We start from the raw sequence: 24694 nt of genomic DNA, 5'->3' as shown, positions 1-24694 counted from the left end.
CTACAGAACGTTACGATTATCTTTAAAAAAGCAAGTTTCTATTGGGCGGCCAGCTTGACCCGCGACGGCAAAGTCACACGAAAGGCCGCACCTCCCTGCCCCGGCAAATAAGAAATCTTCCCGCCCAAACACTGCATAACTTCGCGCGAGATAGCCAAACCCAATCCGGCTCCTCCTGCTTTTTGCGGGCTGACCCGGCTAAATTTCTCAAAAATGAACTCTTGAGAGTCGCGTGGGATTCCGCTGCCATTATCAATAAAATCGACCAACAGGTTCTCGTCAGACATCGTCGCAACGATATGCAACTCTGGCGCTTTAGCGTCACAATATTTTTGCGCATTTCTAATCAAATTAATGAATACCTGACGCAGCCGGTCCAAATCTGTGCTGATCACCGTATTCAAATCTGGCCCGTCGCGGATAATACGCATTTCACTTTCGTTGCTGGACAATGCAGAATCGATCACTAAATCAAGCAGGTTTTGCAAGCTGTCTGTTTGTTGGTTTAATCGAACTTGACCGTTTTCCAACACGCTCAAATCCAAAAGATCGTCCAAAAGTCGTGTCAGCCTGATGGTTTCATCATGGATAATTCCACTATATTTGCGCTTTTCGCGATTACTCAACCGTTCGCTGTCCCGCAAGATCTCCGAGAACGCGCGGATCGACGTCATCGGCGTGCGCAACTCATGACTGACCTGGCTTAGAAACGCGTCTTTTTGTTCTGACACCAACATCAATTTTTCGTTGGCTTGCCGCAGTTGTAATGCTGTGCGCGCCAACTCGTCGGACTTAGCCTCCAGTTGGCTGGAATACTCCATAATCTGCGCTGTTTCATTTGCCACAGCCATCAAGTCTTGCACAGACACCGACGCCCCGCCGACAATCTGACCAATCATTGCATGGGCGGTTGCGGCCCCGACCGAGCCAGCAAGTTGTCGTTCTAGCACCTCTAAAAAACTAGGGTTAGGCTCGGGCAAAAGACCACTTATGCCTTGACGCTCCGCCTCTCTGGCAAACAATTTCTGTGCCTCTTGCGACCCCAAAATGCGCTGCGCCATCACCATCAAGTCTTCAGATTTCGCAACCCCGCCGGCCCAGCTTGGGGTCTGAGAAGAAAGCTCAAATATGTTCACAAACTGAGCGCCCTGCAATCGTTCCAACGGCGACGGGAAGCCCAATAAGGAAACGGCAACAAAGGAAAATGTGTTCAGTGAGATCGACCACAATACCGCATGAATGAGCGGATCAAGACCTTGAATGCCAAACAACGCCTGCGGACGCAGCCAGTCAATACCAAACAGCCCCTCCTGCATCACCGAAACTGGCAACAGCGTCCCCGCCCCAAAGCTTGGCAACAGCAGACAATACGCCCAAAGCACAAAGCCAATTGTCAGCCCTGCAAACGCTCCAGTCCGCGTGGCCCCCCGCCAAAAAATGCCCCCCAACAATACCGGCAGGAATTGCGCCACACCGGTAAAGGATATAAAACCGATTGAGGCCAAGGCTGTGCCGCCTCCGGACAAGCGATAGTAAAGATATCCAAACACCAATACCGCGATGATGGATAGGCGGCGCGAAGCAATCACCAAATTGCGAACATCTCCTGAAACTTGCGCACCGCCGCCTGTCGCCGACAGCCAGATCGGTATGACCACATGATTTGAAACCATGGTTGAGAGCGCAATTGCGGCCACAATTACCATCGACGTAGCAGACGAAAATCCACCCAAAAACGACAGCATTGCCAGGCTATCTTGCCCGCTTGCCAATGGCAGGGTTAAAACAAATAGGTCCGGGTTGGACCCCGCGGGTAATATATCAAGCCCGACCACAGCGATAGGTATGACAAATAGGCTCATGACCATTAAATAGGCCGGAAACGCCCAACTCGCTGTGCGCAAATGGTTCTCGTTATCGTTCTCGACCACCATGACCTGAAACATGCGTGGCAGACATAGAAAGGCGGCAGCCGACAAAAAGATCAGCCCCGCCCAACGCCCGCTTTGAACTTTCCATGTGGAAATATCTGATGCCTCGACACGGGCCAAAATATCACTAGGACCGTCAGCAATGCCCCAGACCACAAACACGCCTACGGCAAGCAAGGCACAAAGCTTTACTACAGCCTCGACAGCAATCGCCATCACAACCCCATAGTGGCGTTCATTTGCGTCAAGGTTACGGGTACCGAATAAGATGGTAAAAATCGCTAGTCCCGCTGCCACCCACAATGCCGTCGCCGATAGATCAGGCTGAGCATCTGCTGATGCCCCGGAAAAAACAGCGAAACTTGCCGTGACCGATTGCAGCTGCAGCGCAATATATGGGGTGGTCCCGATCACGGCTAAAACTGTCACACCAACGGCCAGTAAATTTGACTTGCCGTAACGCGACGAAATCATATCTGCAATCGACGTGATGCGTTGACTGCGCCCAATGCGCACCAATTTTCGCAGCCCCCACCACCAGCCAATAAGTACCAGCGAAGGCCCCAAATAGATGGTTAGATACTCTAAACCAGATCGTGCCGCATAGCCGACCGCTCCATAAAATGTCCAAGCGGTGCAATAGATTGACAGAGACAGCGTATAGACCACCGGTAATTTCAACCAGGCCGCCTGCCCTCGCATCGCTGCCCGCTCGGCTGCAAAAGCAACACCAAACAAAATCGCCACATACACCAGACATACTGCGACCAAAGCATTTAGATTGCCCATCAGTCTTCCTCTGTCCGATCTGCGCCATCAGCCCTGTCGGTTTCGCCGATATCGGGGTCTTGCGCCGCCCAGCGCAGCGCACGCGCCGAAAACCCGGCGGCAATCACCAACAGCAACCAGACGCCAAACAAATAAATCAGCGCGCTGGATGTCGAAACCTCGGCCTCCCCACCCATCGGCCAAAACAAGGGCACCAACCAAAGACCAAGACCAATCACCGGCAAAACCCGAATCCAATCGACAAGCCGACGCCGCCGATAGGTCTGCCGCTCTAGAAAAACTGCAGAGCGGCGCAGTGTCATGCGGACACCAGTTGCTTGACCGCTTCCAGCACTTCCGCATTCGAAAACGGCTTTGTCATAAATTGGCTTGCCCCGGCACGTTGCGCCATTTCACGGTCTTTCACTTGCCCACGCGCTGTAAGCATCAGGACCGGCAAGTCCTGCATATCTGAATCCGCCCGCATTTCTGTTAGAATATCATAGCCACTCTTGCCGGGCAGCATGACATCCAAAATCACCACATCCGGCGCACGCCGACGCACTGCGTCAAGCGCATCGTGTCCATTTGAATGTGTAGACACCTCCCAGCCATCCCGTGACAGAATAAAGCTAATAGCTTCAATGATATTCGGTTCATCTTCGATCAGAAGAACTCGCTTGCCCATGCATATCTCCCCTTAAGCAAAAGCTCGCGTTGATACATTCTTATCCACGCATATGAAAAAACCAAGTAAATTCCGCACTAAAGCCCCGTCGCAAGGATCGAAGGTTCCCGCCGGCCCTGACATGCGAGACGCGGACAGATCCGACATGAAGAGCCAACTGGCCTTGCATTCGGTGCGCGCGATGTGTCTGGTCGAATCAACATAAACGCATGATACAAGGCATCATCTTTAAAGCTCTGTGCCGTCGTTGGCTCAGCAATTGCCATGCAGTCAAACTGCAAGGCATCACGCCCGGCCATTTCAACTTGTACCTGAATGGGCTGCATTGGGCGCGTCAGTGCTTGAAACAATGGCCACTTGGGACAAGCCGCGCTGAACCTAGGCAAAGGAAACCCTTCCGGCTCTTTGCGAAACACCAACGTGCCGGCACCGTCGCAGGCAACTAGTCCGATGCTTTGCAGCTTCAGGACCTTGGGCATTGCCACCAAACGGCGCATGACCGCAGCCAGACCAACATTAAATCGCACCGCAAGCGCTGCAGGATCCACCCCAAGCTCTGCAACAGCTGGGCCAAAAACGGCTAATGGCATTCGAATTGCATCTGACTGATAGGTCGTCAAATAAGCTTTTGCCATGTCTAGAGCGGCACGGCTGGACAGTACATCAGAGCGCTCTAGTACCGCTCGAATATCCGAGCCTGGCTGTTCAAGTGATGGAAAATGATACTCAGCCGCCTGCAAAAATGCATCCAACTCATCCTGTGGCGAGTTCAACTCAGCACCTGCATCGTCTTCGCCATCCAAAAAAGACACAACCGCTTCGGCACTATCCGCAAGCCGCTGACTGTCCTCGTTAAGATTTCGGTGAAATCTACCGCGCCATTCAGGCTCTAGCTCTTTATTTTCAAACAAAATGCCCGCTGTAGATCGAATCGCCGCGGCCATAGACAGCACCTCATGCATAGATGTGGCCAAATGCGGATCATGTCCCAACCGGTCGGTCAAAGCCTCAACCGTGCGCTCTAAGTGCCGCAGCTGCTGGTGTCCTTCCGCAATCAACTGGGCCCAGCCAGGAAACCGCCCTGCAAACTCGTCGATCCGGTCGAGCTCAGGCGTTGCAATACTCACATCTGACGCCGCCTCTCGCAACTTTGCGATCAAAGTTGCTTCAGCGCCCTCGCTGAGCGCAGAGGGTTCAACCTCTAACACCTGCGCCAAATCCAAAAGTAGTTTTCCGCCGATTCTGCGTTTATTGTGCTCAATCAGGTTCAAGTAAGAGGCAGATATCCCCACAGCCTTGGCCAATTCCGCCTGCCGCTTCCCAGCCATCACCCGCCTTTCGCGAATCCGACTTCCTGCCAAACTGTCCTGCACCATCTCATTTCCTCACGTTTTCAACGACTTTCTGCACTGCAAAAAAATTAATTTACAAAACCACAAGCTCCCTGGTGATTATTTTTACAAAAAAACTGTTTAATTAAAAGCAGTTATTGCGAAATTTTCCAACCCCCCTTGATAATAGAGCTGCATGTAAATGCTTGTGCAAAGCGGAAGAGGAGCCCCTTTGCCACTATCCATAACGGGAGGATAAGAATGTCTAAGTCAACAATTTCACGTCGTGGAGTGCTGAAGTCAGGTGCCGTCGCTGGCGCAGGTCTCGCTCTACCAACGATCTTTACCGCAAGCTCTGCAGCGGCTTACACAAATGCCCCAGGTGGCTCGACAGTCACCTTGGGCTTTAACGTTCCACAAACCGGCCCCTATGCTGACGAAGGTGCAGACGAACTGCGCGCCTATGAATTGGCTGTCGAACACCTGAACGGTGGCGGCGATGGCGGCATGATGAATACATTCAGCTCAAACGCCCTTCAGGGCAACGGCATCCTTGGCCGTAAGGTTGAATTTGTAACCGGTGACACCCAAACCAAGTCTGACGCGGCCCGTGCCTCTGCCAAGTCGATGATTGAAAAAGACGGCGCGGTGATGATCACTGGCGGCTCTTCTTCTGGCGTTGCAATCGCGGTTCAGGGCCTATGCCAAGAAGCCGGCGTGATCTTTATGGCGGGCTTGACCCACTCTAACGACACCACTGGTAAGGACAAAAAGGCCAACGGTTTCCGTCACTTCTTTAACGGTTACATGTCCGGTGCTGCCCTCGCACCTGTGCTAGAAAAAATGTATGGCAAAGACCGTACTGCCTATCACCTGACTGCTGACTATACTTGGGGTTGGACACAAGAAGAGTCCATCGCAGCCTCAACAGAAGCTCTAGGGTGGAATACTGTCAACAAGGTGCGCACGCCTTTGGCGGCAACCGACTTCTCCAGCTATATCGCTCCGGTTCTGAACTCCGGTGCGGACGTTTTGGTTCTCAACCACTACGGCGGCAACATGGTGAACTCACTGACCAACGCCGTTCAGTTTGGTCTGCGCGACAAGCAGGTCAACGGCAAAAACTTTGAAATCGTTGTTCCGCTTTACTCGCGCCTCATGGCACGTGGTGCAGGTGAAAACGTCAAAGGTATCTTTGGGTCCACAAACTGGCATTGGTCTCTGACGGACGCAGGATCCCAGGCCTTTGTGAAATCCTTTGGTACAAAATACGGCTTCCCTCCTTCACAGGCAGCACACACCGTATATTGCCAGACACTGCTTTATGCTGACGCATGTCAGCGTGCGGGTTCGCATAATCCATGCGCAGTTGCAGAAGCTCTGGAAGGCTTTGAGTTTGACGGTCTTGGCAACGGTAAAACACTGTATCGTGCCGAAGATCACCAGTGCTTCAAAGACGTGCTTGTTGTGAAGGGTAAAGAGAACCCGACATCCGAGTTCGATCTGTTGGAAATCGTAGAAGTTACACCTGCTGCTCAGGTGACATACGCAGCAGATCATCCGATGTTTGCAGGCGGCCAACTCGGCTCTTGTAACCCGGGCGCGTAATGGGGTGGCAGGCCCTCACATCCCGACACGTACCGGCCTGCCAATCGCATAGACCACATTTCGCGACCGAACGGGCTTCCCAGGCATCACCTGCCCTGGGAAGCCTACCAATCCAAGACCTCGGTGGGGACCATGGACGCAATTATTCTTCAAATTCTAAACGGGCTCGATAAGGGCTCAGCCTACGCGCTGATTGCGCTTGGGTTAACGCTCATTTTTGGCACACTAGGAGTGGTCAACTTTGCCCACGGTGCCCTGTTCATGATTGGGGCCTTCTGTGCCGTCACGCTCAGCAAGATTCTCAATCTAAGCTTCGAAACGATCGACCCGACTAAAAAGGACTTCTTAGGCAATCCGCTCAAAGTCAAAACGCCTTATGTCGAAAGCTGGTTTGGTCCAGAGGTTGGTGCATCCATCATAGATTGGGCCGTCCCGCTCGCCATCCTGTTTTCAATCCCGATCATGATCGCATTTGGCTACATCATGGAACGCGGATTGATCAAACATTTCTACAAGCGTCCACACGCTGACCAAATCCTCGTGACTTTTGGTCTGGCCATCGTGATGCAAGAAATCGTCAAATACTTCTACGGTGCCAACCCGATCCCAACGGGCGCACCAGATGTCTTTAAAGGCAGTTTTGATTTTGGTGTGATGTTTGGCTTTGACCCCAACGCCATCATCTATCCGTACTGGCGACTGGTTTACTTTGCTTTCTCAGCCTTGATCATCGGCGGTGTCTTTGCCTTCTTGCAATTCACCACATTCGGCATGGTTGTACGTGCTGGCATGGCAGACCGTGAAACCGTAGGCCTTCTGGGCATCAACATCGACAAACGCTTTACCATCATGTTTGGCATAGCAGCCGCTGTCGCGGGCCTTGCCGGAGTTATGTACGCGCCGATCAACTCGCCGAATTATCACATGGGCATGGACTTCTTGGTCCTAAGCTTCGTGGTTGTGGTTGTTGGTGGCATGGGTTCGTTACCCGGCGCTGTACTGGCAGGATTTCTACTCGGGGTTCTCGAGAGTTTCGCTTCGATGAACGAAGTAAAATCCCTGATCCCAGGCATCGACCAAATCATTATCTACGTCGTTGCAATCATCATTCTGCTCACCCGCCCCCGAGGCCTTATGGGTCGTAAAGGCGTGATGGAGGACTAAGCCATGCTCAGATTAAACAAACACGACACAACACTTATGATCATCGTGGCGATCCTCGTTCTTTTGGCGCCATTCATCTTAAACCCCTTCCCGACCGACAGCGCTCTGGCACAGTTCAACGCGGGTTACCCAGATCTCATGCAACGTTTTGTGATCTTCGGTATCTTTGCCATCGGGTTCAACATTCTCTTTGGCCTCACAGGGTATCTGTCATTCGGGCATGCGGCGTTTTTGGGTGTCGGATCTTATTCAGCGGTTTGGATGTTCAAACTGCTGTCCATGAACGTGATCCCAGCCATTCTATTGTCCGTGGTTATCTCGGGTCTATTTGCTCTGTTGATTGGCTTTGTCAGCCTGCGCCGCACCGGTATCTACTTTTCAATCCTGACATTGGCCTTTGCACAAATGAGCTTTAATCTCGCTTATTCAGTGCTAACGCCCATCACCAACGGCGAAACCGGATTACAGCTCACTTTGAACGACCCCCGTGTTTTGGGCACCTCAGCCACAGCGGACGGCGGCATCCCAGTCACCAGCCTGTTTGGACTTGAGATGCGCTCGACCTACGAAATGCTGGTTGGCCCTTGGGCATTTCAATTCAATGCGGGTTACTACCTGTGTGGATTGATACTTCTGGCTACCTTCTATCTTTCAATCCGTATTTTCCGCAGTCCATTTGGCATGATGCTGCGCGCGGTGAAATCCAACCAAACACGCCTGAACTATACTGGCCTGAACCCAAAACCTTACACGCTTGCTGCCTTTGTGATCTCAGGCATGTATGCTGGTCTGGCGGGTGGTCTGATGGCCTCGATGGATCCCCTTGCAGGTGCGGAACGTATGCAATGGACTGCCTCAGGCGAAGTTGTTCTGATGACCATCCTAGGCGGCGCAGGCACGTTGATCGGACCTGTTTTGGGCGCTGGCTTCATCAAATACTTCGAAAACATCTTTTCCAAGATCAACGACAACATCCTGCACAGCTGGTTCAGCTTCTTGCCAGATGGCATTGAAGACTCCCTGGTTTTCCTGGTCCACCCTTTCATCGGCAAAGGCTGGCACCTGACACTGGGCATCCTCTTCATGCTGGTTGTGATCTTTCTACCAGGCGGCCTTGTCGAAGGTGGACAGCGCATCAAAAATTGGGTGTCGCGCGGCAAAAAGGCCGAGGATACCGCCCCTAAAACCGAACCTGCAGAATAGGAGACAGACAGATGGGTATTCTTGAAGTCAAAGACGTAGGCAAAAGGTTCGGCGGTCTTCAGGCGTTGGGGAACGTTAACCTCAACGTCGCCGAAAATTCGGTCCACGCAATCATCGGGCCGAACGGTGCAGGCAAATCCACTTTGCTGAATTGCTTGGTGGGCAAACTCATCCCCGACACCGGATCTGTCATGTTTGACGGCCAATCGGTTCTGGGACGCACGCCATACCAAATCAACCAGATGGGCATTTCGCGCGTTTTCCAAACACCAGAAATTTTCGGCGATCTTTCGGTCATGGAAAACATGATGATCCCGATCTTTGCCAAACGCGATGGGGCCTTTCGCATGCATGCCATCGAAAACATGATGGCAGAACGCGATATTGTAGAAGGCGCAGAAAAGATGCTGAAAGACATGAATATGGCCGACAAACGCCACATGCATGCTGCTTCTATGTCTCGCGGCGACAAACGCCGGTTGGAAATCGGCATGTGTCTTGCCCAAGAGCCGCGTTTGCTGCTTTTGGACGAGCCCACTGCCGGCATGGCACGTGCTGACACCAACAACACAATCGACTTGCTCAAACAGATCAAAGAAGAGCGTGATATCACTATCGCGATCATCGAGCACGATATGCATGTGGTTTTCTCACTGGCGGAACGCATCACTGTTCTGGCGCAGGGCACGCCTCTGGTCGAAGACACGCCTGACAATATCAAGGGCCACCCCAAAGTGCGCGAAGCGTATCTTGGCGAAGCGGCATAAAGGGAGGATCACCCATGAATTCGAAACCCGACTTTTCAAACAGCCGCAACCGAGCAGAAACCGCGCCTGCGTTTCTGTCAATCTGGGACATGGAAAGCTATTATGGCGAAAGCTATATCGTGCAGAACATCAGCTTTAACGTGCACGAGGGCGAAATCCTGGCGCTACTTGGACGTAACGGTGCTGGCAAAACGTCTACACTACGTTCGATCGCCCGCATGGATGACCCCCAGGTAACGCACGGAGAAATCTGGCTGGATCACAAGCCTCTGCACAAAATGCGTAGCTACGAGGCCTCTGCCGAGGGCATTGCTCTCGTCCCCGAAGATCGCTCCATCATTCCCGGCCTGACCGTCGAAGAAAACCTGCAACTGGCGCAAATTGCTCCGCCAATTGGCTGGTCGATCGAGCGCCTCTATGATCTCTTCCCCCGGCTCGGGGAGCGTCGGAAGCAGGAAGGGGTCACGCTCTCGGGCGGTGAACAGCAAATGCTTGCCATCGCCCGGGCGCTTGCCCGCGACATCAAAGTTCTTTTACTTGACGAGCCCTACGAAGGCCTTGCACCTGTCATTGTCGATGAAATTGAGAAAACCCTGCGCATCATCAAAGCCCAGGGCATCACTACAATCATTGTCGAGCAGAACGCGGTGCGTGCTCTAGAGCTGGCGGATCGCGCCGTAATCCTGGACACCGGCGGCATCGTTTTCGACGGCACAGCCCAAGAAGTGCTTGAAAACGAAGAACTGCGCGCCGAGTATCTTGCTATCTGACTCGGAGGAGCGACCCTGCGGTAACCGCAGGGTCCGCAGATTGAATATAGGATCTTAAGATGACCTCACAAACATTCCCCCCCGCGGCTGATCTAGCCGCGCGCGCTCACGTGAATGCTGAAAAATACACGACAATGTATGCCGCTTCCTTGGCTGACCCCGAAGGTTTTTGGCGCGAACAAGGCCAGCGCATCGATTGGATCAAACCTTTTACGCAAGTCAAAGACGTCTGCTATGACTTTGGCAATGTAGATATCAACTGGTTCGCTGATGGCACCCTTAATGTCTCTGCCAATTGCATTGACCGCCATCTTGAAACGCGCCGTCACCAAACAGCCATCATCTGGGAACCTGACAATCCCGGCGAAGAAACCCTGCACATCAGCTATGACGAGCTGTCTCGTCGCACAAATCGCATGGCAAATATCCTCAAAGATCAGGGCGTGACCAAAGGCGACCGCGTTGTTCTCTATATGCCAATGATCCCAGAGGCCGCCTATGCTATGCTTGCCTGTACACGCATTGGCGCAATCCATTCGATTGTGTTTGGTGGGTTTTCCCCCGACGCTCTGGCAGCCCGGGTCAATGGATCCGAGGCCAAAGTGGTCATCACCGCCGACGAAGCACCACGCGGCGGTCGCAATACTGCGCTGAAAGCCAATGCGGACAAGGCGATGGAAAGCTGCAGTGACGATGTAAAACTCTTGGTTGTCAAACGCACCGGTGGTGATGTGGCTTGGAACGAGGCCCGCGACTTAGATTATAATGCCTTGGCGCAACAAGCCTCTGACATCTGCCCTGCCGAAGAAATGAACGCCGAAGACCCGTTATTCATTCTTTATACCTCTGGCTCTACGGGCATGCCCAAAGGTGTGGTCCATACTACAGGCGGTTATCTGGTCTATGCCAGCATGACCCACGAGGTAGTGTTTGATTACCACGAAGGGGATGTCTTTTGGTGCACCGCCGACGTCGGTTGGGTCACTGGCCACAGCTATATAGTCTATGGCCCGCTTGCGAATGGTGCCACGACCGTGATGTTTGAAGGCACCCCCACCTATCCAGACGCCAGCCGTTTCTGGCAGGTCTGCGAAAAGCACAAGGTCAATCAATTCTACACCGCCCCGACGGCCATCCGTGCGCTGATGGGTCAAGGCAACGAATATGTCGAAAAGTGTGACCTCAGTTCGTTGCGTATCCTTGGCACAGTCGGCGAACCAATCAACCCCGAAGCTTGGAACTGGTATAACGACGTTATCGGCGGAGGACGCTGCCCAATCGTCGACACATGGTGGCAAACCGAAACCGGCGGTCATTTGATGACACCCTTGCCCGGTGCTCACGCTATGAAACCCGGCTCAGCGATGAAACCTTTCTTTGGCATCCAGCCAGTTGTGCTTGAACCCACAAGCGGCGCAGAGATCGAAGGCAATGGTGTCGAGGGCGTCTTGTGCATCAAAGACAGTTGGCCCGGCCAAATGCGCACCATTTGGGGTGATCACGAGCGCTTTCAGCAGACCTATTTCTCTGACTACAAGGGGTATTACTTTACCGGCGATGGTTGTCGTCGCGACGAGGACGGCGATTACTGGATCACTGGCCGCGTCGATGACGTGATCAATGTCTCTGGTCACCGCATGGGCACCGCCGAGGTCGAAAGCGCACTTGTTGCGCATCCTATGGTGGCTGAATCCGCCGTTGTGGGCTACCCTCACGACATCAAAGGTCAAGGCATCTATTGCTACGTCACGTTGATGGCTGGGCAAGAACCCACCGAAGAGCTGCGCAAAGAACTACGCACCTGGGTGCGTTCCGAAATCGGCCCTATTGCCTCACCCGACCTGATCCAATGGGCACCGGGCCTTCCCAAAACCCGTTCCGGTAAAATCATGCGCCGCATACTGCGCAAGATTGCCGAAAACGACTTTGGCGCATTGGGCGACACGTCCACGCTCGCAGAACCTGCTGTGGTCGACGACCTGATTGAAAACCGAATGAATCGCTGACACCAGCGACGTTTCCCCCGACACTTGAGGGTTTCCAGCTCAGGTGTCACCCTAAAGGGGCCAGTCTAAGCTGGCCCCTCTTTTTATTGATCCGCGTCAAAAACCGGCCTTTGTCAATCTGCTAAGCTCATCCTCTAGGAACTGAAAAGGATGGAGACCGGGATATGCTTAAAATTACTAAGAAATCACCAAACCGCGTCGATATAGAATTGTTCGGTACATTGAACACTGACGACATGCGTCTGGGCTTGGACGAATTGATTGAGGTTTCCGCCGACGTCAACAATGGCAAAATGCTCTATACGATCACCGATTTCACCATGCCAACGCTCGGCGCAATTGGTGTCGAGTTCACCCGTTTGTCCAAATTGTTTGGGCTCTTGGGAAAATTCGACAAATGCGCAGTGCTGAGTGACGCAAGCTGGGTTCGTACCGCTGCCGAAATCGAAGGCGCAGTTTTTCCTGGAATTGAAATCAGAAGCTTCCACTTAAACGACACTATCGCCGCCGAAGCCTGGCTCGCTACTTCGTAACGCCCCATACCCTCCTAAAACGACGCCGTCAGTAAGCGTCAGAAACAGAATATGAACCAGCCAACCGCATCCAACATCGTGAGCAACCCCATTTGTCCGCGATGCAATATTGCCTGCGAGCACTGCTACTATCTTAAAAAATGAGCCAGTTGGTCAGCGCGGGCCTCCCCGCCTATGAAGCCGCGCGAAAATAGCGCAAACGCCATTCAGTTTATCTGCGGCACCTTGGCAACGGCGTTTCTTTTGCCCTGCCCTCTGATTGGCCAAGCGCTTCACCTCGAATGTTTTATAGGACACGTGCAACTTGGAACTCACTTATGTTGCTTTTTCTGATCAGCCTGTTTGGCACCATAGCGCATCTAAAGGTGACATGGTCCCTGCAATTTGTACCATCCGCAGCCCCCGCACCATTTGCCTATATCGAAATTCCCATCACTACTCTGGTTGGCTTTCTGATTTTCAGTGACTTGCCCAATGGCATCGCCGCCCTCGGCATTCTCATCAGTGTCAGCGCCAGGCTTTCTTTTAAACTCAGAGAGCGGGCCAAGCACCGGGCGTTGCAAGCAAAGCCTGCACCACGTTTTCCAGCTCGGACCTAGGCAAGATCACCAATAGTTTTGGACCAGTCACAGAGATCTCAACGGGTCCTAGGGCCGCGTTGGATGTGCCAATGCGCCCATCAGGTGTAAAATTCAAACCAGCGATAGGCCATTTCAAACCATCCGACACCCCTTCGACCAATCCCAATGGAAACAACGACACCCGCGTACCCGGTTGTAAATCCAGCTTCAGATTTGGCGGAGCAAGAAACACGACATCGGTATCGCCCAGTAACACACAGCGCTTGTGTGGCTGGCGCACCAAGACATTATAACAGGCGAGCTGATGATCCATGCGCGCGCCGCAAAACCCGACCCCTAAAACCAGAGGGGCCGTAATATTGCGCAGCGCCTTATCAAAATCTGTGCTGTCTTGCTCAGGAATTGCGTGAAGCCGCTCTGACGCGATGCCCTGTGCCGCCAGCGCACCCAAGCTATCCATGTCCCCAATCACCGCATCCGGCATTCTATCCGCCGCCAAACAATGCGCAGCGCCGCCATCCGCCGCCACCAAAGTTGGCCCCAGCGCCTCGCAACGGGCAATTTCCGCGATTGTCGCCAATCCAGCACCAACCAGCGTAACTGTCTCCAAACTCTGAACAATCACGCGAATCTCCCCCATCGACAGATATGTGATAGCGACCTTGCCCCATTTTAGCCCTAAAATGATACGCTCAAAGGCACAGAATCGGTCACGTTTGGCCACCCTCGACATGGTAAACAGGCTCTGAGTAGTGCAAAGGACCCGAATCCAATGGTTGCCAACAACAAAGTACTAACAGTTTCTTACGGGACATTCTCCTGTACCCTTGAGGGCTTTGACGAGTCCTTTGATACAATGAAGGCGATTGCCGAATATTTCCGGGATCTGGCCGCAGACGACCGGTATTTTGGTGCCGAGCCGCCAACCCCCGACGCTGAAATGCTGACACGCATCGCGGAACGCGAGATTGAACGCCGTGTTCAGGCGCGTCACGAGGGTGGTGCAATTGTACTCAGCGCAACAGATCCCGCCCCCATCGAACCAGCCCAGCAGCCCATTGCAGAGCCCCCAGTTGCCGAGGCTATGGTGCCCGCGACACCCGAGGTTCCCGCACTAGATCTTGACACCGATTTTGCGCCCGAGCCGCAAGAGGTGATCATCCAAACAGCCGATGATGACACCACATCAGAGCAAGCGTTTGATGCCGAGCCTCAGGACGAAGAGCCTCTCGTCAAAGACGTCGTTGCGGCTGCGCAAGAAGAAATGGAAATCGTCGAAACCGTTGATCTTGACGACGACAACATGATCTCCGAGATCGCAGAACTCGAAGACAACGCACCCACAACTGATGATATTCCAGAGGCCGCACCGTTAGAGGTCACCGAAGAGTCCGAAAACCTGTTTAAAGAAGCCTTCGATATCATCGCAGCAAGCGAAGAAGATCAGCCCGACAGTGTCGCCGACTTTGCGGAAATCCGCCAAGAGAGCGCCCCAGTGGAAGACGCGCCACAAGAAGACAGCATCGCAGCCAAACTGCGTCGCATTCGTGCCGTTGTCTCACGTGTCGAAACCGAAAATGATGATGAAGATGACTTCATCGAGGATCAGCATGCGGACGAGCCTGCCCCTGACAGTTCCATTCCTGCAGAGGTCTTTGCTGCTGAAACTTCGCAAGACATTTCTGAAGACAACAACGACCGCATCGACGAGCTCGAAGACGATATCCAAGCTCCAGAGATTCTCAAAGACGAAACACCAGAACCCGTTAAGCCACGTGCCCGTATTATTCGCATGAAACGTGCGGACTTTGACAAAGCCGTTGCCGATGGCGCTTTGGAAGAAGAAACCGACGAAGACAACGCTCCGCTCGCAGAGGCCGATGCGCCTGCCGCAACCGACCTGTCTGATCAGGACGAGGCAGACCTGCTGGCCGAGCTGGCCGAAGTCGACGCTGAAATTGACCTCACTGACTCACCGATCCCGGCGGCTGCAAAGCCCGTCAAACCTGCACGCCGTAACCGCAAGGCCCGCGCGCAATTGGATCAAGCTGCGCCAGAAGAAGGTGCGGTAGATCGACTGATCGACGAAACCAATACCAAGCTGGACGAACCAGAAGGCAACCGTCGTCGCAGCGCAATCGCGCATCTGCGCGCTGCTGTTGCCGCCACAAAAGCAGAAAAAGCTGCTGGTAAATCATTGAAAAAGACCGACCATTCCGAAGTTTACCGCGATGATCTAGAGAGCGTTGTGCGCCCCCGTGGCAAAAGCGACGACACGTCAGATGCCAGCCCGCGTAAATCTGCAGCTCCGTTGAAATTGGTGCCTGCACAACGCATCAATGCAAGCGACGCTGCGCGCGACACACCGACGGCTGATCCAGCATCCGGCGTCCGTCCGCGCCGCGTATCCCCTGAGGATCTCGCAGCGATCGAAGCCAATGCGGAAAGCAGCGATTTCGTGGAATTCGCCGAAAACATGGGTGCAACGCAGCTTCCCGAAGTGCTCGAAGCCGCAGCATCCTATCTGACCTTCGTCGAAGGCCGCAATCGCTTCTCCCGCCCAATGGTCATGCGCCTTGCTTACCAAGTTGGCGAACAGCGCTTTGAACGCGAGGCAGGCCTACGCAGCTTTGGCCAGTTGTTGCGCGACAAGAAAATCGAAAAGATCGCAGGCGGTCGGTTCACCGTTTCCGAAAGCATCAATTTCAAACCCGGCGACCGCGCAGCAAGCTAAGGGGTTAAACCTAAAACAAAGAAAGCCGTCGCAACTAGCGGCGGTTTTTTTGTCTGAAAATAGTCAAGTCTCAAGTACTCAACTCCGACACACGACACGAAGACGCAGAGGTCCAAGCATAAGCATTGCAGATCTGTGGAGTTCCAATGTGATTTCGCCAAATCCGTGCTTTTCGATGCAGCGATGATTGACTCTCTTAGTTTGCTCCCGCTGTCAGATCTTCAGCAAGCATCAGCGCATTTCCATCTGGATCGTAAAACGTAGCGGTTTTGACCATGCCTTCAACAACTTCCGTCTCTCCATCGAACTTTACTTCGGCCCGCTCCAGCTTTTGTCGCGCAACATCCAAATCAGCGACCCCGAAAACTGGGACACAGTTGCCTGGTGCAGGTTTGGTATGCTCACCAAGACCAATTGTAACACCAACTGTGTTTGTCTTAATCTCAGACCATCCCGCTTCGTCTGCGTGGTAAAGCTGTTCAAAACCCAACATGTTTTCATACCACTTCGCGCTGACATGGCGATCTTTGACTGACATTGCGATGGTAATCGTCTGATCTACTGAAATGAGCGACATAGGCTTTCCTTTTTAATAAATATATAGTAACTATACTTTATGTACATTGACCTTTTTGTCAACATCACTTCAAGAGCTTGGGCTTTGCCTATTCTTTCGCAACTGCACTCTGGGACCCCCGGTCGGCAGGCCGCGCTATTGGCGGCAACAGGCGCAAGCAGAACTGCTTTCGCACAAAGTATGGATCATCTGATCGCATTAGGATTGCTCGAGCGAAACCCTGGCTATGGTCATCCACTGCGTCCAGAATTCCGACTTACGCAAATTGGGACCTCCGCCGCAAAACTTGCTCATCAAATCAACAAAGTTTCGAAACGAGAAGACCAAGATCTGTTGCGACGCTCGTGGACGTTACCCGTTTTGGCATCCCTTCATACTCCGCACCATTTCATAGAAATCAAACGGAATTTGTCACCGATAACGGATCGCGCTTTATCTCAGTCGCTAAAATCAATGGAGGCTAGAAACTGGGTGTGCCGCAAAATCAACGAAGTCGCACGGCCACCAAGGTCAATATATACAGCGGTCAACACTGGCGAAATCTTGAGCCAAGTCACCTCGTCGGAGGTCACTTTCATTCAATAATACGGTCATTTTTTGGATCCGACGAAAGGGTTCTCACTCTCGCGTTATTGGCACTAACTTCGCTTCGGACATAAAAAAACCGCCACCCTTTTGTCGCGGTTCTGTTTAATTGTTATTCGTCGCTCGGCGCATCGGGGTCTGCCTGTCCAACCCCAAGAAAAATCTTTTTGAACGGTAAGATCCAGGCAATGCCCAAGACCACATAGATGACCAACTGCAACAAAAAGACGGGACGGCCAAACCATCCAACAACCGCCGTCGCAAGTACCGTCGCCAATATAATATAGATCGGCAGCCCCACCAAAAGGATAAAGGCTGCCCAGCGCCGACGGGCTTTGTAGGACAAAGCCATCAGATCAATCCGCGAAAGGGTCAGTGACAAGAATGGTGTCGTCCCGCTCTGGAGAAGTCGACAACAGCGCTACCGGACACTCAATCAATTCTTCAACGCGTTTGACATATTTGATCGCATTGGCTGGCAGGTCGTTCCAGCTGCGAGCGCCTTCTGTGGTTTCAGACCAACCTGGCATTTCTTCATAGATCGGCGTGCAACGCGCCTGCTGATCCGCCGCTGTCGGCAAATAATCCAGACGCTCGCCGTCCAGCTCATAGCCCACACAAATTTTCAGCGTTTCAAACCCATCCAAAACATCAAGCTTTGTCAAAGAGATACCAGTGATACCTGATGTGGCGCATGTCTGACGTACCAGACAGGCATCAAACCAACCACAGCGACGCTTCCTGCCAGTTGTGGTGCCAAATTCGTGGCCACGCACACCCAAACGGTTGCCGTCTTCATCTTCCAATTCTGTTGGGAACGGGCCTTCGCCGACGCGGGTTGTATAGGCTTTCACGATGCCCAAAACATAGTCGATAGAACCTGGACCAACGCCAACACCAGTTGCCGCCTGCCCTGCAATCACATTGGATGACGTTACAAACGGATAGGTGCCAAAATCGATATCCAGCAACGCGCCCTGTGCGCCTTCAAACAAAATCCTCTTACCGGATTTGCGTTTTTCAGCCAGAACTTTCCAAACAGGCGCTGCAAATGGCAGAATCTTTCCTGCAATCTCTTTAAGCTGCGCAACCAGCGCATCGCGATCAACCGGCTCGATACCCAGACCTTTGCGCAGCGGATCATGGTGCTGCAAGGCCCGGTCAACCCGCGCTTCAAGTGTGGCATGATCAGCCAAATCAGCGACGCGGACCGCGCGACGGCCCACTTTGTCTTCGTACGCTGGACCAATGCCACGACCGGTGGTGCCGATCTTGGTGCCCTTGCTTGCAGCCTCTTCACGTGCGCGATCCAGCTCGCCGTGAATTGGCAAGATCAACGGTGTATTTTCCGCGACCATCAGGGTTTCGGGTGTAATTTCAACACCTTGCTCCTGAACGGTAGCAATCTCTTTCATCAGATGCCACGGATCCAAAACCACGCCATTACCAATGACCGACAGCTTACCGCCACGCACAACACCGGATGGCAGCGCGTGCAGTTTGTAAACCTTGCCGTCAATGACGAGCGTGTGGCCGGCATTATGCCCACCTTGGAAACGTGCGATGACATCAGCGCGTTCGCTGAGCCAGTCTACAATCTTACCTTTACCCTCATCGCCCCACTGGGCGCCTACGACGACAACATTGGCCATGTCCGGTCCTTAAATCAGATGTCAAACCCGCGCCCTTGTAACGACAGTGTGCCGCTTGGGAAACCGCTAATCGCGCATTCTGCGTTGCAATTCTGCATTTTCCACAGACACTGGGCTGACACAGGTGGACAATCTGGACCTTTCGTGGCCAAAAATGCGCGTTACTCTGATCGAGTGAGGGAGTATAGGTATGCCAAACGCGTATTGGGTTGTATTGTTTGAAGACGAGCCTGAAATGATCAGCCACCGGCGCGAACACCGCGACGCCCATCACGCCTTTCTGCAAGAGAACGAAAACCGCATTAAGATCGCTGGCAATATGCGCCCCATGCCCGGCGCGCCCTATTCAGGCGGCATGTGGATTGTAAAAGGCTGCGATTTTGACGATGTCATTGATATTGTTCAAAAAGACCCACTGTATAATCCACAATACCGCAGTTTTAGGATCTTTTCCTGGAGCAAATCTGACGACAAACTCGTCACGCTCTGACGTAAAAATCGCCCGTCCCCCCCCTAAGCCCTAGACACGCACCGCAAATTTGCGCAAATGCTTTAGAAAAACATTGGGGGACCAGATGGGCTTTTTCCTGCGATGGATATTCGCCTTTCTTCTATTGGCAGTGACCTTCAACCCATCGGACTATAACTTTGTCCGCTGGAGCATGATGAACTACGCCGAAGAGCTGCCGGTGACGGTCCTCATGGCCCTCTTATTGACAATTGGCTACATCATCTACCTTCGCGCCACTCTGCGCTCGATCGGTGGCTTTGGCATGTTTTTGATTCTCGCCGTAGTCGCCGCCCTACTATGGGTGCTTTATGACTGGGGCATCCTGACGTTGGAAAACCGCGCCCTCAATACGTGGCTTGGCATCTTCTCGCTCTCTTGCGTTTTGGGCATCGGCCTCAGCTGGAGCCTCGTGCGCCGCCAACTGTCCGGTCAGGCAGACATTGATGATGTGGATGAGTGAGCAATATCTAGTTGTTGAGAATACGGGGTTCACAATCTTACGATATGACCGCTAAGCGGGACGAATCTGACATTCAAGGTCTCATTTGGGACGTCCGCGTTCGCCGCTAAATTATCCTCAGGTCTAGCTCCGAAGGGTCTTGGACATCGACATGCCAGAACGCCACGGCCTCGTCGGGTAACTGCATCAGCACTCTTTCGAAATCCCTATTGTCGGTGCACCGTCGGATTGCCCAGGCTGTCGCTTCAATTGCGTTGTCTGGTGTTAGGTTGTGGTTCACGCGGACTTGCTTTGCCTCATTCGTGAGCGCCTGCCGCTCCACAAATGGAACCGGCGGTTCGGAAACATCCCAATCCTTTACAAAAATCGCGCGAAGAACGGCCGGAAGGACACTTGCGAATGCCAGGCCCTGTTGTGCTGTCAGGCGACGTCTAAAGACCAGCAAAACCGCATCTACAGCGGTATACGCCATATTGTCGGATTCGAGAGACATGCGCTCCTTCACATCATCCAGAAAGGCGCGCCACTCTTTGGAAGCGTGGCGGTATGTCCAAGGCATCGGCATTGACGGTCTCACCTCACACACATTCAGTTATTGCGAAATATAGCCGGAAGTGGGCCGAGGTGTCGAGCCTAGCGCTTTCGCAATAGCTGCCACTCGTGCAGATCGCAGAATTGGTCAATATGGACTCAAAGCAGACATAAATTTACTAAACTCAATCGGGCCCTTCGCCCCCCTACCCACCATCCAACTTCACCGGCTCTCCATGCGGTGTGTTCATATAGGCCTGCGTCCACGCCTCTTTCAGCGCTTTCAATACAGCAGCATCCGCCATGCCTTTTGCCGATAACATCTCTTCCAGCGCGATCACCCAGGCGGTGAAATAATCATCCCCGCCATCAAGCTCGTTTGCAACGCCTTGCTCTGCTAAGGCCTTGCCCAAGCACTCTGTCCATTCTAGCCAGTCAAAGGCCCCGCGCTCATTCAAATTGACCGTCAGCGCAAACACTTCCGCATGCCAAGGCGCTTCAAACACCGGCTCTGGCGGTGCTGCTGATCTGACACGCGGCGCACTCATACCGGCACCAAATAGCTTTGCCACAGGTCCAGCACCACTTCGTCTCTGGGGTTTTCCGCTACACCCCACACCGAAGCCGCAGGAAAAGCCACAGCATACAGCGGTTCGGGTTGATCCCCCAACCCATGCGCGCTTGCGTCCGGCAAAACATGGGTCCCATGATACAGCGCCACACGCCCCACGACACCTGCGGCATAGGCTGGCAAACGGGTATGGCCGCCTTCCACCTTTTGATTGCGCGCAGGCCGCCGGGTTTGCACCAAATCACCAACGTCAAAAACAGGCGCTATCTCTGAAGGGCGCTCTGACGGACCACCCGACGCCAAAACAGATGCCACCGCCTCAGCTTTCAGGCAAAGCGATCCCAGCGCCGGCGCGTCTGCACCCACTCCCGCAATCAGCTCCGCCTCACTAACCACCTCATATTGCACCATAAGATCGGTCAACCCGGCGAGCCATTTTTCATAATAGGAAAACTGCGAATAATCGCGTGGCGAAAGACGCTCGCGCGCGTGGCGAGAAACATCAATATTCCACTTGCCCAAGGCCCCAACGGCCAAATTCAGAGCCAAAGCGCGCCCATGCCATTCTTTTGCAAAAATGGCATCGTCACCTGGGTCAATCGCCCCGTCTCCAAAGCGCCCCCCCATATCGTGAACGCGGGTCATTTCTGTGCCTCCACCAACAGCCCAGTTCCGATCATACTATCGCGTGTCACCAAATTCGCCAAATCCGCCTCCGACCAGCCCGCCGTGCCCGCTGGTCGCTGCGGCACAACAAGGTATCGCATTTCGGCAGTCGAATCCCAGACCCGCACGGATGTTTTGGCCGGCAATGTCACACCAAATTCAGCCAGCACCCTACGCGGCTCGCGCACAGCGCGCGCCCGATATGCGTCTGACTTGTACCAGCCCGGCGGGATGCCCAACAACGGCCACGGATAACAGGAACACAGGGTACAGACGACCATGTTGTGGACCTCTTTGGTGTTCTCAAGCAGCACCATATGCTCGCCCTGACGCCCGTACAGGTCCATTTCCTGCAACACAGGCATGGGGTCGCGCAACATCATGTCGCGAAACGCGGCATCCACCCACATCTTCGCAACAATCCGCGCGCCGTTCTGCGGCCCAATCTTATGCTGATAGGTCTCAATAATGGCATCCAAAGCGGCTGGATCAACCAGGCCTTTTTGAACCAGCAAGGTCTCTAGCGCCTTAACCCGCAAAGCAGGGTCTGACGGCAACAGGGTATGAGCATGATCATGAGGCATAAAAACAGCCAACACGGAAACCAAATACAAGTCCATCTAAACTTTGATTTGCGCCAAAGCCCCCTATTCACCTTTGCGCAAATACTCTGGGGTGAGCGGGGAAATCTTTGATTTCGCCGAGAGGGGCAAAGCCCCTTCTATCAAACAGACCTAATCACAAGAAAGCGCCTTGCCCTAGACGACAAAACTGCATAGATACCCCGCTGAAACTCCGAATGCTCGCAAATACAAGGCCACCATGGAAAACGTTGTTCTGATTATACACCTGCTTCTCGCGCTGGCTTTGATCGGGATCGTGCTTATGCAACGATCCGAAGGCGGAGGCCTGGGCATGGGCGGCGGCGGTGGCGGGGCCAACGCAGGTCGTGCAGCGGCAACAGCGCTTGGCAAAGTCACTTGGGTTTTGGCCGCTTGTTTTATCTGCACATCCATTGCATTGACAGTGATTGCGGCGAAAAATGCATCTGGAAGTTCCGTTGTCGACCTGATCGGCACCGAAGCGACTGCACCTGACGCAACAATGCCTGCCCCTAACGCAGACCAACTTTTGCCACCGGCCGAAGGTGACGACGCGCCATTGGTGCCAAAAGCCAACTAACAGCACATTTGGTACGTCCCAGCCGCGCGTTGCGGGCAAACCACTATACCTTGAGATTATTGGTTAGACTGCAACAGCATCTTGCGGTCCACTTGCCAAATCCAAGCGAATCCTTTATGTCTTAAGTCCCGTGATGCTATGGCATTTTACCTGCTATGGGCCTTACAAATTTCAAGCAATTCGCGCCGGTTCGGCGTGTCGGCAATCACGGGGGTCGCCAAACCAATGGCACGGTATATTTTCATCACAGGCGGTGTTGTGTCCTCACTGGGCAAAGGTCTTGCATCCGCAGCACTTGGCGCGCTCTTACAGGCGCGTGGCTACACAGTGCGCCTGCGCAAACTGGATCCGTATCTCAACGTTGATCCCGGCACGATGAGCCCCTTTGAACACGGCGAAGTTTTTGTCACCGACGATGGTGCGGAAACCGACCTAGATCTTGGTCACTACGAACGGTTTACCGGTGTGCCGGCGCGCATGACAGACTCCGTCTCTTCTGGCCGCGTCTATTCCAACGTTCTGGAACGCGAACGTCGCGGTGACTATCTTGGCAAAACCATTCAGGTTGTGCCCCACGTCACCAATGAAATCAAAGACTTCATTGGCATCGGCGATGACGAAGTCGATTTCATGCTTTGTGAAATCGGCGGCACTGTTGGGGATATCGAAGGTCTGCCATTCTTCGAAGCCATCCGCCAATTCAGCCATGACAAACCCCGCGGCCAGTGCCTCTTTATGCACCTGACTCTGTTGCCCTACCTTGCGGCCTCAGGTGAATTGAAAACCAAGCCAACACAGCACTCTGTCAAAGAATTGCAATCCATCGGCATCGCGCCGGACATTCTGGTTTGCCGCTCTGAACAACCAATCCCGGCCAAAGAACGCGAAAAAATCGCTTTGTTCTGTAACGTGCGCAAAGAACACGTTGTGGCGGCCTATGATCTGAAATCGATCTACGAAGCCCCACTGGCATATCACCACGAAGGTCTGGATCAGGCTGTGCTGGATGCCTTTGGTATCGCCCCTGCCCCAAAACCAAAGCTAGAGCGTTGGTACGACGTTCAGGACCGCATCCACAACACAGATGGTGAAGTGAACGTTGCCATCGTAGGCAAATACACCCAGCTTGAAGATGCCTATAAATCCATCAAAGAGGCGTTGATCCACGGCGGTATGCACAACCGGGTCAAAGTCAACGTCAATTGGGTTGACGCCGAAGTCTTTGACAAAACAGACGCAGCGCCTCACCTGCAAGGCTATGACGCCATTCTGGTCCCCGGCGGTTTTGGCGAACGCGGCACCGAAGGTAAAATCAAAGCAGCGCAATTTGCTCGTGAACACAAAATCCCATATCTGGGCATCTGCCTTGGCATGCAAATGGCTGTCATCGAAGCTGCGCGTAACGTTGCTGGCGTTGCAGATGCTGGCTCTGAAGAATTTGATCACGAAGCTGGTAAGAAACGTTTCGAACCTGTGGTTTACCACCTCAAGGAATGGGTTCAGGGCAACGCCAAAGTGACGCGCAAAGCCAATGATAACAAAGGCGGCACTATGCGGCTTGGCTCTTACAACGCCACACTGAACGAAGGTTCCAATGTGGCCAAAGTCTATGGCGGTACTCAGATCGAAGAACGCCATCGCCACCGCTATGAAGTTGACATCAAATACCGTGAACAGCTCGAAGCGGCTGGTTTGACCTTTTCTGGCATGAGCCCGGACGGTCGCCTACCAGAAATCGTTGAATGGAAAGATCACCCGTGGTTTATCGGCGTTCAGTTCCACCCGGAATTGAAATCAAAACCCTTTGATCCACACCCATTGTTCAAAGACTTTGTGCGAGCGGCTAAAGACAATTCACGCCTCGTCTAAATCAAG

25 protein-coding genes are annotated in these 24694 nt (G+C 53.3%); 13 read left to right on the top strand and 12 right to left on the bottom strand.

Annotated elements, in window-relative coordinates:
• Positions 1 to 38: 38 nt before the first annotated feature.
• From ABXG94_RS01675 to ABXG94_RS01660, 4 genes are all read right to left on the bottom strand, one after another.
• A complete protein-coding gene (locus ABXG94_RS01675; protein WP_353531918.1) occupies positions 39 to 2720 on the bottom strand; it encodes an ATP-binding protein in 2682 nt (893 codons plus the stop codon).
• Positions 2720 to 3022: a hypothetical protein gene (locus ABXG94_RS01670; RefSeq protein WP_353531917.1), complete on the bottom strand. Its 303-nt coding sequence runs from the start codon at positions 3020 to 3022 to the stop codon at positions 2720 to 2722. The genes ABXG94_RS01675 and ABXG94_RS01670 overlap by 1 nt, the downstream gene beginning before the upstream one ends.
• Positions 3019 to 3387, bottom strand: coding sequence for a response regulator transcription factor (locus ABXG94_RS01665; protein ID WP_353531916.1), 369 nt, complete (start codon positions 3385 to 3387; stop codon positions 3019 to 3021). Before ABXG94_RS01665 ends, ABXG94_RS01670 begins: the two co-directional genes overlap by 4 nt.
• Before the next feature lie 77 nt (positions 3388 to 3464).
• A complete protein-coding gene (locus tag ABXG94_RS01660; RefSeq protein ID WP_353531915.1) occupies positions 3465 to 4763 on the bottom strand; it encodes a short-chain fatty acyl-CoA regulator family protein in 1299 nt (432 codons plus the stop codon).
• 216 nt (positions 4764 to 4979) lie between these two features.
• Between ABXG94_RS01660 and ABXG94_RS01655 the strand changes: the two genes are divergently transcribed.
• The 7 genes from ABXG94_RS01655 to ABXG94_RS01625 all read left to right on the top strand — a co-directional run bounded on the left by ABXG94_RS01655 (position 4980) and on the right by ABXG94_RS01625 (position 12769).
• Entirely contained in the window at positions 4980 to 6326 is a 1347-nt protein-coding gene (locus ABXG94_RS01655) for a substrate-binding protein (protein ID WP_353531914.1), read from the top strand.
• A 132-nt stretch (positions 6327 to 6458) separates the two neighbouring features.
• Positions 6459 to 7490 (top strand): branched-chain amino acid ABC transporter permease, encoded by a 1032-nt coding sequence (locus ABXG94_RS01650; protein ID WP_353531913.1) that lies wholly within the window; start codon positions 6459 to 6461, stop codon positions 7488 to 7490.
• A gap of 3 nt (positions 7491 to 7493) precedes the next feature.
• Positions 7494 to 8693, top strand: a complete 1200-nt coding sequence (locus ABXG94_RS01645; protein WP_353531912.1) for a branched-chain amino acid ABC transporter permease — start codon at positions 7494 to 7496, stop codon at positions 8691 to 8693.
• A gap of 11 nt (positions 8694 to 8704) precedes the next feature.
• Positions 8705 to 9460 (top strand): ABC transporter ATP-binding protein, encoded by a 756-nt coding sequence (locus tag ABXG94_RS01640; RefSeq protein WP_353531911.1) that lies wholly within the window; start codon positions 8705 to 8707, stop codon positions 9458 to 9460.
• Positions 9461 to 9474: 14 nt separating this feature from the next.
• A complete protein-coding gene (locus ABXG94_RS01635) occupies positions 9475 to 10230 on the top strand; it encodes an ABC transporter ATP-binding protein (RefSeq protein ID WP_353531910.1) in 756 nt (251 codons plus the stop codon).
• 59 nt (positions 10231 to 10289) lie between these two features.
• Positions 10290 to 12236, top strand: a complete 1947-nt coding sequence (gene acs / locus ABXG94_RS01630; protein ID WP_353531909.1) for an acetate--CoA ligase — start codon at positions 10290 to 10292, stop codon at positions 12234 to 12236.
• A 164-nt stretch (positions 12237 to 12400) separates the two neighbouring features.
• Complete coding sequence (locus ABXG94_RS01625) at positions 12401 to 12769, top strand: SpoIIAA family protein (RefSeq protein WP_353531908.1); 369 nt, start codon at positions 12401 to 12403, stop codon at positions 12767 to 12769.
• Between the two features lie 531 nt (positions 12770 to 13300).
• Here ABXG94_RS01625 and ABXG94_RS01620 read toward each other — a convergent pair.
• Entirely contained in the window at positions 13301 to 13975 is a 675-nt protein-coding gene (locus ABXG94_RS01620; protein ID WP_353531907.1) for a thiamine diphosphokinase, read from the bottom strand.
• 147 nt (positions 13976 to 14122) lie between these two features.
• Between ABXG94_RS01620 and ABXG94_RS01615 the strand changes: the two genes are divergently transcribed.
• Positions 14123 to 16084: a hypothetical protein gene (locus ABXG94_RS01615; protein ID WP_353531906.1), complete on the top strand. Its 1962-nt coding sequence runs from the start codon at positions 14123 to 14125 to the stop codon at positions 16082 to 16084.
• A 196-nt stretch (positions 16085 to 16280) separates the two neighbouring features.
• Here ABXG94_RS01615 and ABXG94_RS01610 read toward each other — a convergent pair whose 3' ends face one another.
• Positions 16281 to 16661, bottom strand: a complete 381-nt coding sequence (locus tag ABXG94_RS01610) for a VOC family protein (RefSeq protein WP_353531905.1) — start codon at positions 16659 to 16661, stop codon at positions 16281 to 16283.
• Between the two features lie 39 nt (positions 16662 to 16700).
• Here ABXG94_RS01610 and ABXG94_RS01605 point away from each other — a divergent pair, with 39 nt between their 5' ends.
• The gene (locus ABXG94_RS01605) at positions 16701 to 17246 is read left to right on the top strand and encodes a winged helix-turn-helix transcriptional regulator (protein ID WP_353531904.1); all 546 of its coding nucleotides are present in this window, start codon (positions 16701 to 16703) and stop codon (positions 17244 to 17246) included.
• Positions 17247 to 17358: 112 nt separating this feature from the next.
• Here ABXG94_RS01605 and ABXG94_RS01600 read toward each other — a convergent pair whose 3' ends face one another.
• Positions 17359 to 17598, bottom strand: a complete 240-nt coding sequence (locus ABXG94_RS01600) for a DUF2842 domain-containing protein (protein WP_353531903.1) — start codon at positions 17596 to 17598, stop codon at positions 17359 to 17361.
• 4 nt (positions 17599 to 17602) lie between these two features.
• Positions 17603 to 18898: an adenylosuccinate synthase gene (locus ABXG94_RS01595; protein WP_353531902.1), complete on the bottom strand. Its 1296-nt coding sequence runs from the start codon at positions 18896 to 18898 to the stop codon at positions 17603 to 17605.
• Between the two features lie 190 nt (positions 18899 to 19088).
• Here ABXG94_RS01595 and ABXG94_RS01590 point away from each other — a divergent pair, with 190 nt between their 5' ends.
• Both ABXG94_RS01590 and ABXG94_RS01585 read left to right on the top strand, forming a co-directional pair.
• Positions 19089 to 19388 (top strand): YciI family protein, encoded by a 300-nt coding sequence (locus tag ABXG94_RS01590; protein WP_353531901.1) that lies wholly within the window; start codon positions 19089 to 19091, stop codon positions 19386 to 19388.
• 85 nt (positions 19389 to 19473) lie between these two features.
• On the top strand, positions 19474 to 19869 hold the full coding sequence (locus ABXG94_RS01585) for a DUF6524 family protein (protein WP_353531900.1): 396 nt from the start codon (positions 19474 to 19476) through the stop codon (positions 19867 to 19869).
• A gap of 106 nt (positions 19870 to 19975) precedes the next feature.
• Here the strand turns inward: ABXG94_RS01585 and ABXG94_RS01580 are convergent, their stop codons facing one another.
• The 4 genes from ABXG94_RS01580 to nthA all read right to left on the bottom strand — a co-directional run bounded on the left by ABXG94_RS01580 (position 19976) and on the right by nthA (position 22221).
• Positions 19976 to 20434: a DUF2267 domain-containing protein gene (locus ABXG94_RS01580; protein WP_353531899.1), complete on the bottom strand. Its 459-nt coding sequence runs from the start codon at positions 20432 to 20434 to the stop codon at positions 19976 to 19978.
• A 172-nt stretch (positions 20435 to 20606) separates the two neighbouring features.
• On the bottom strand, positions 20607 to 20948 hold the full coding sequence (locus ABXG94_RS01575) for a nitrile hydratase accessory protein (protein ID WP_353531898.1): 342 nt from the start codon (positions 20946 to 20948) through the stop codon (positions 20607 to 20609).
• Positions 20945 to 21616 carry a nitrile hydratase subunit beta gene (nthB, locus tag ABXG94_RS01570; RefSeq protein WP_353531897.1) on the bottom strand — a complete coding sequence of 224 codons (672 nt, stop codon included), beginning with the start codon at positions 21614 to 21616 and terminating at the stop codon, positions 20945 to 20947. Before nthB ends, ABXG94_RS01575 begins: the two co-directional genes overlap by 4 nt.
• The gene (gene nthA / locus ABXG94_RS01565; RefSeq protein ID WP_353531896.1) at positions 21613 to 22221 is read right to left on the bottom strand and encodes a nitrile hydratase subunit alpha; all 609 of its coding nucleotides are present in this window, start codon (positions 22219 to 22221) and stop codon (positions 21613 to 21615) included. Before nthA ends, nthB begins: the two co-directional genes overlap by 4 nt.
• 238 nt (positions 22222 to 22459) lie before the next feature.
• Here nthA and secG point away from each other — a divergent pair, with 238 nt between their 5' ends.
• Entirely contained in the window at positions 22460 to 22819 is a 360-nt protein-coding gene (secG, locus tag ABXG94_RS01560; protein ID WP_353531895.1) for a preprotein translocase subunit SecG, read from the top strand.
• 225 nt (positions 22820 to 23044) lie between these two features.
• Entirely contained in the window at positions 23045 to 24688 is a 1644-nt protein-coding gene (gene pyrG, locus ABXG94_RS01555; protein ID WP_353531894.1) for a CTP synthase, read from the top strand.
• Positions 24689 to 24694: the final 6 nt, after the last annotated feature.

The organism is Cognatishimia sp. WU-CL00825, from assembly GCF_040364665.1.
Classification (GTDB): domain Bacteria; phylum Pseudomonadota; class Alphaproteobacteria; order Rhodobacterales; family Rhodobacteraceae; genus Cognatishimia.
The sequence above is the reverse complement of the archived record's forward strand: the minus strand, read 5'-3'. Positions and strand labels throughout refer to the sequence as shown.

What these genes read in the sequence shown, in the direction of transcription:
- ABXG94_RS01650 (WP_353531913.1), top strand. Translation starts at nt 6,459, where the DNA reads ATGGACGCAATTATTCTTCAAATTCTAAACGGGCTCGATAAGGGCTCA.
- acs (WP_353531909.1), top strand. Translation starts at nt 10,290, where the DNA reads ATGACCTCACAAACATTCCCCCCCGCGGCTGATCTAGCCGCGCGCGCT.
- ABXG94_RS01615 (WP_353531906.1), top strand. Translation starts at nt 14,123, where the DNA reads ATGGTTGCCAACAACAAAGTACTAACAGTTTCTTACGGGACATTCTCC.
- ABXG94_RS01625 (WP_353531908.1), top strand. Translation starts at nt 12,401, where the DNA reads ATGCTTAAAATTACTAAGAAATCACCAAACCGCGTCGATATAGAATTG.
- secG (WP_353531895.1), top strand. Translation starts at nt 22,460, where the DNA reads ATGGAAAACGTTGTTCTGATTATACACCTGCTTCTCGCGCTGGCTTTG.
- ABXG94_RS01670 (WP_353531917.1), bottom strand. Translation starts at nt 3,022, where the DNA reads ATGACACTGCGCCGCTCTGCAGTTTTTCTAGAGCGGCAGACCTATCGG.
- pyrG (WP_353531894.1), top strand. Translation starts at nt 23,045, where the DNA reads ATGGCACGGTATATTTTCATCACAGGCGGTGTTGTGTCCTCACTGGGC.
- ABXG94_RS01605 (WP_353531904.1), top strand. Translation starts at nt 16,701, where the DNA reads ATGTACATTGACCTTTTTGTCAACATCACTTCAAGAGCTTGGGCTTTG.
- ABXG94_RS01585 (WP_353531900.1), top strand. Translation starts at nt 19,474, where the DNA reads ATGGGCTTTTTCCTGCGATGGATATTCGCCTTTCTTCTATTGGCAGTG.
- nthB (WP_353531897.1), bottom strand. Translation starts at nt 21,616, where the DNA reads ATGACCCGCGTTCACGATATGGGGGGGCGCTTTGGAGACGGGGCGATT.
- ABXG94_RS01645 (WP_353531912.1), top strand. Translation starts at nt 7,494, where the DNA reads ATGCTCAGATTAAACAAACACGACACAACACTTATGATCATCGTGGCG.
- ABXG94_RS01635 (WP_353531910.1), top strand. Translation starts at nt 9,475, where the DNA reads ATGAATTCGAAACCCGACTTTTCAAACAGCCGCAACCGAGCAGAAACC.
- ABXG94_RS01675 (WP_353531918.1), bottom strand. Translation starts at nt 2,720, where the DNA reads ATGGGCAATCTAAATGCTTTGGTCGCAGTATGTCTGGTGTATGTGGCG.
- ABXG94_RS01610 (WP_353531905.1), bottom strand. Translation starts at nt 16,661, where the DNA reads ATGTCGCTCATTTCAGTAGATCAGACGATTACCATCGCAATGTCAGTC.
- ABXG94_RS01655 (WP_353531914.1), top strand. Translation starts at nt 4,980, where the DNA reads ATGTCTAAGTCAACAATTTCACGTCGTGGAGTGCTGAAGTCAGGTGCC.
- nthA (WP_353531896.1), bottom strand. Translation starts at nt 22,221, where the DNA reads ATGCCTCATGATCATGCTCATACCCTGTTGCCGTCAGACCCTGCTTTG.
- ABXG94_RS01575 (WP_353531898.1), bottom strand. Translation starts at nt 20,948, where the DNA reads ATGAGTGCGCCGCGTGTCAGATCAGCAGCACCGCCAGAGCCGGTGTTT.
- ABXG94_RS01600 (WP_353531903.1), bottom strand. Translation starts at nt 17,598, where the DNA reads ATGGCTTTGTCCTACAAAGCCCGTCGGCGCTGGGCAGCCTTTATCCTT.
- ABXG94_RS01665 (WP_353531916.1), bottom strand. Translation starts at nt 3,387, where the DNA reads ATGGGCAAGCGAGTTCTTCTGATCGAAGATGAACCGAATATCATTGAA.
- ABXG94_RS01595 (WP_353531902.1), bottom strand. Translation starts at nt 18,898, where the DNA reads ATGGCCAATGTTGTCGTCGTAGGCGCCCAGTGGGGCGATGAGGGTAAA.
- ABXG94_RS01660 (WP_353531915.1), bottom strand. Translation starts at nt 4,763, where the DNA reads ATGGTGCAGGACAGTTTGGCAGGAAGTCGGATTCGCGAAAGGCGGGTG.
- ABXG94_RS01590 (WP_353531901.1), top strand. Translation starts at nt 19,089, where the DNA reads ATGCCAAACGCGTATTGGGTTGTATTGTTTGAAGACGAGCCTGAAATG.
- ABXG94_RS01580 (WP_353531899.1), bottom strand. Translation starts at nt 20,434, where the DNA reads ATGCCGATGCCTTGGACATACCGCCACGCTTCCAAAGAGTGGCGCGCC.
- ABXG94_RS01640 (WP_353531911.1), top strand. Translation starts at nt 8,705, where the DNA reads ATGGGTATTCTTGAAGTCAAAGACGTAGGCAAAAGGTTCGGCGGTCTT.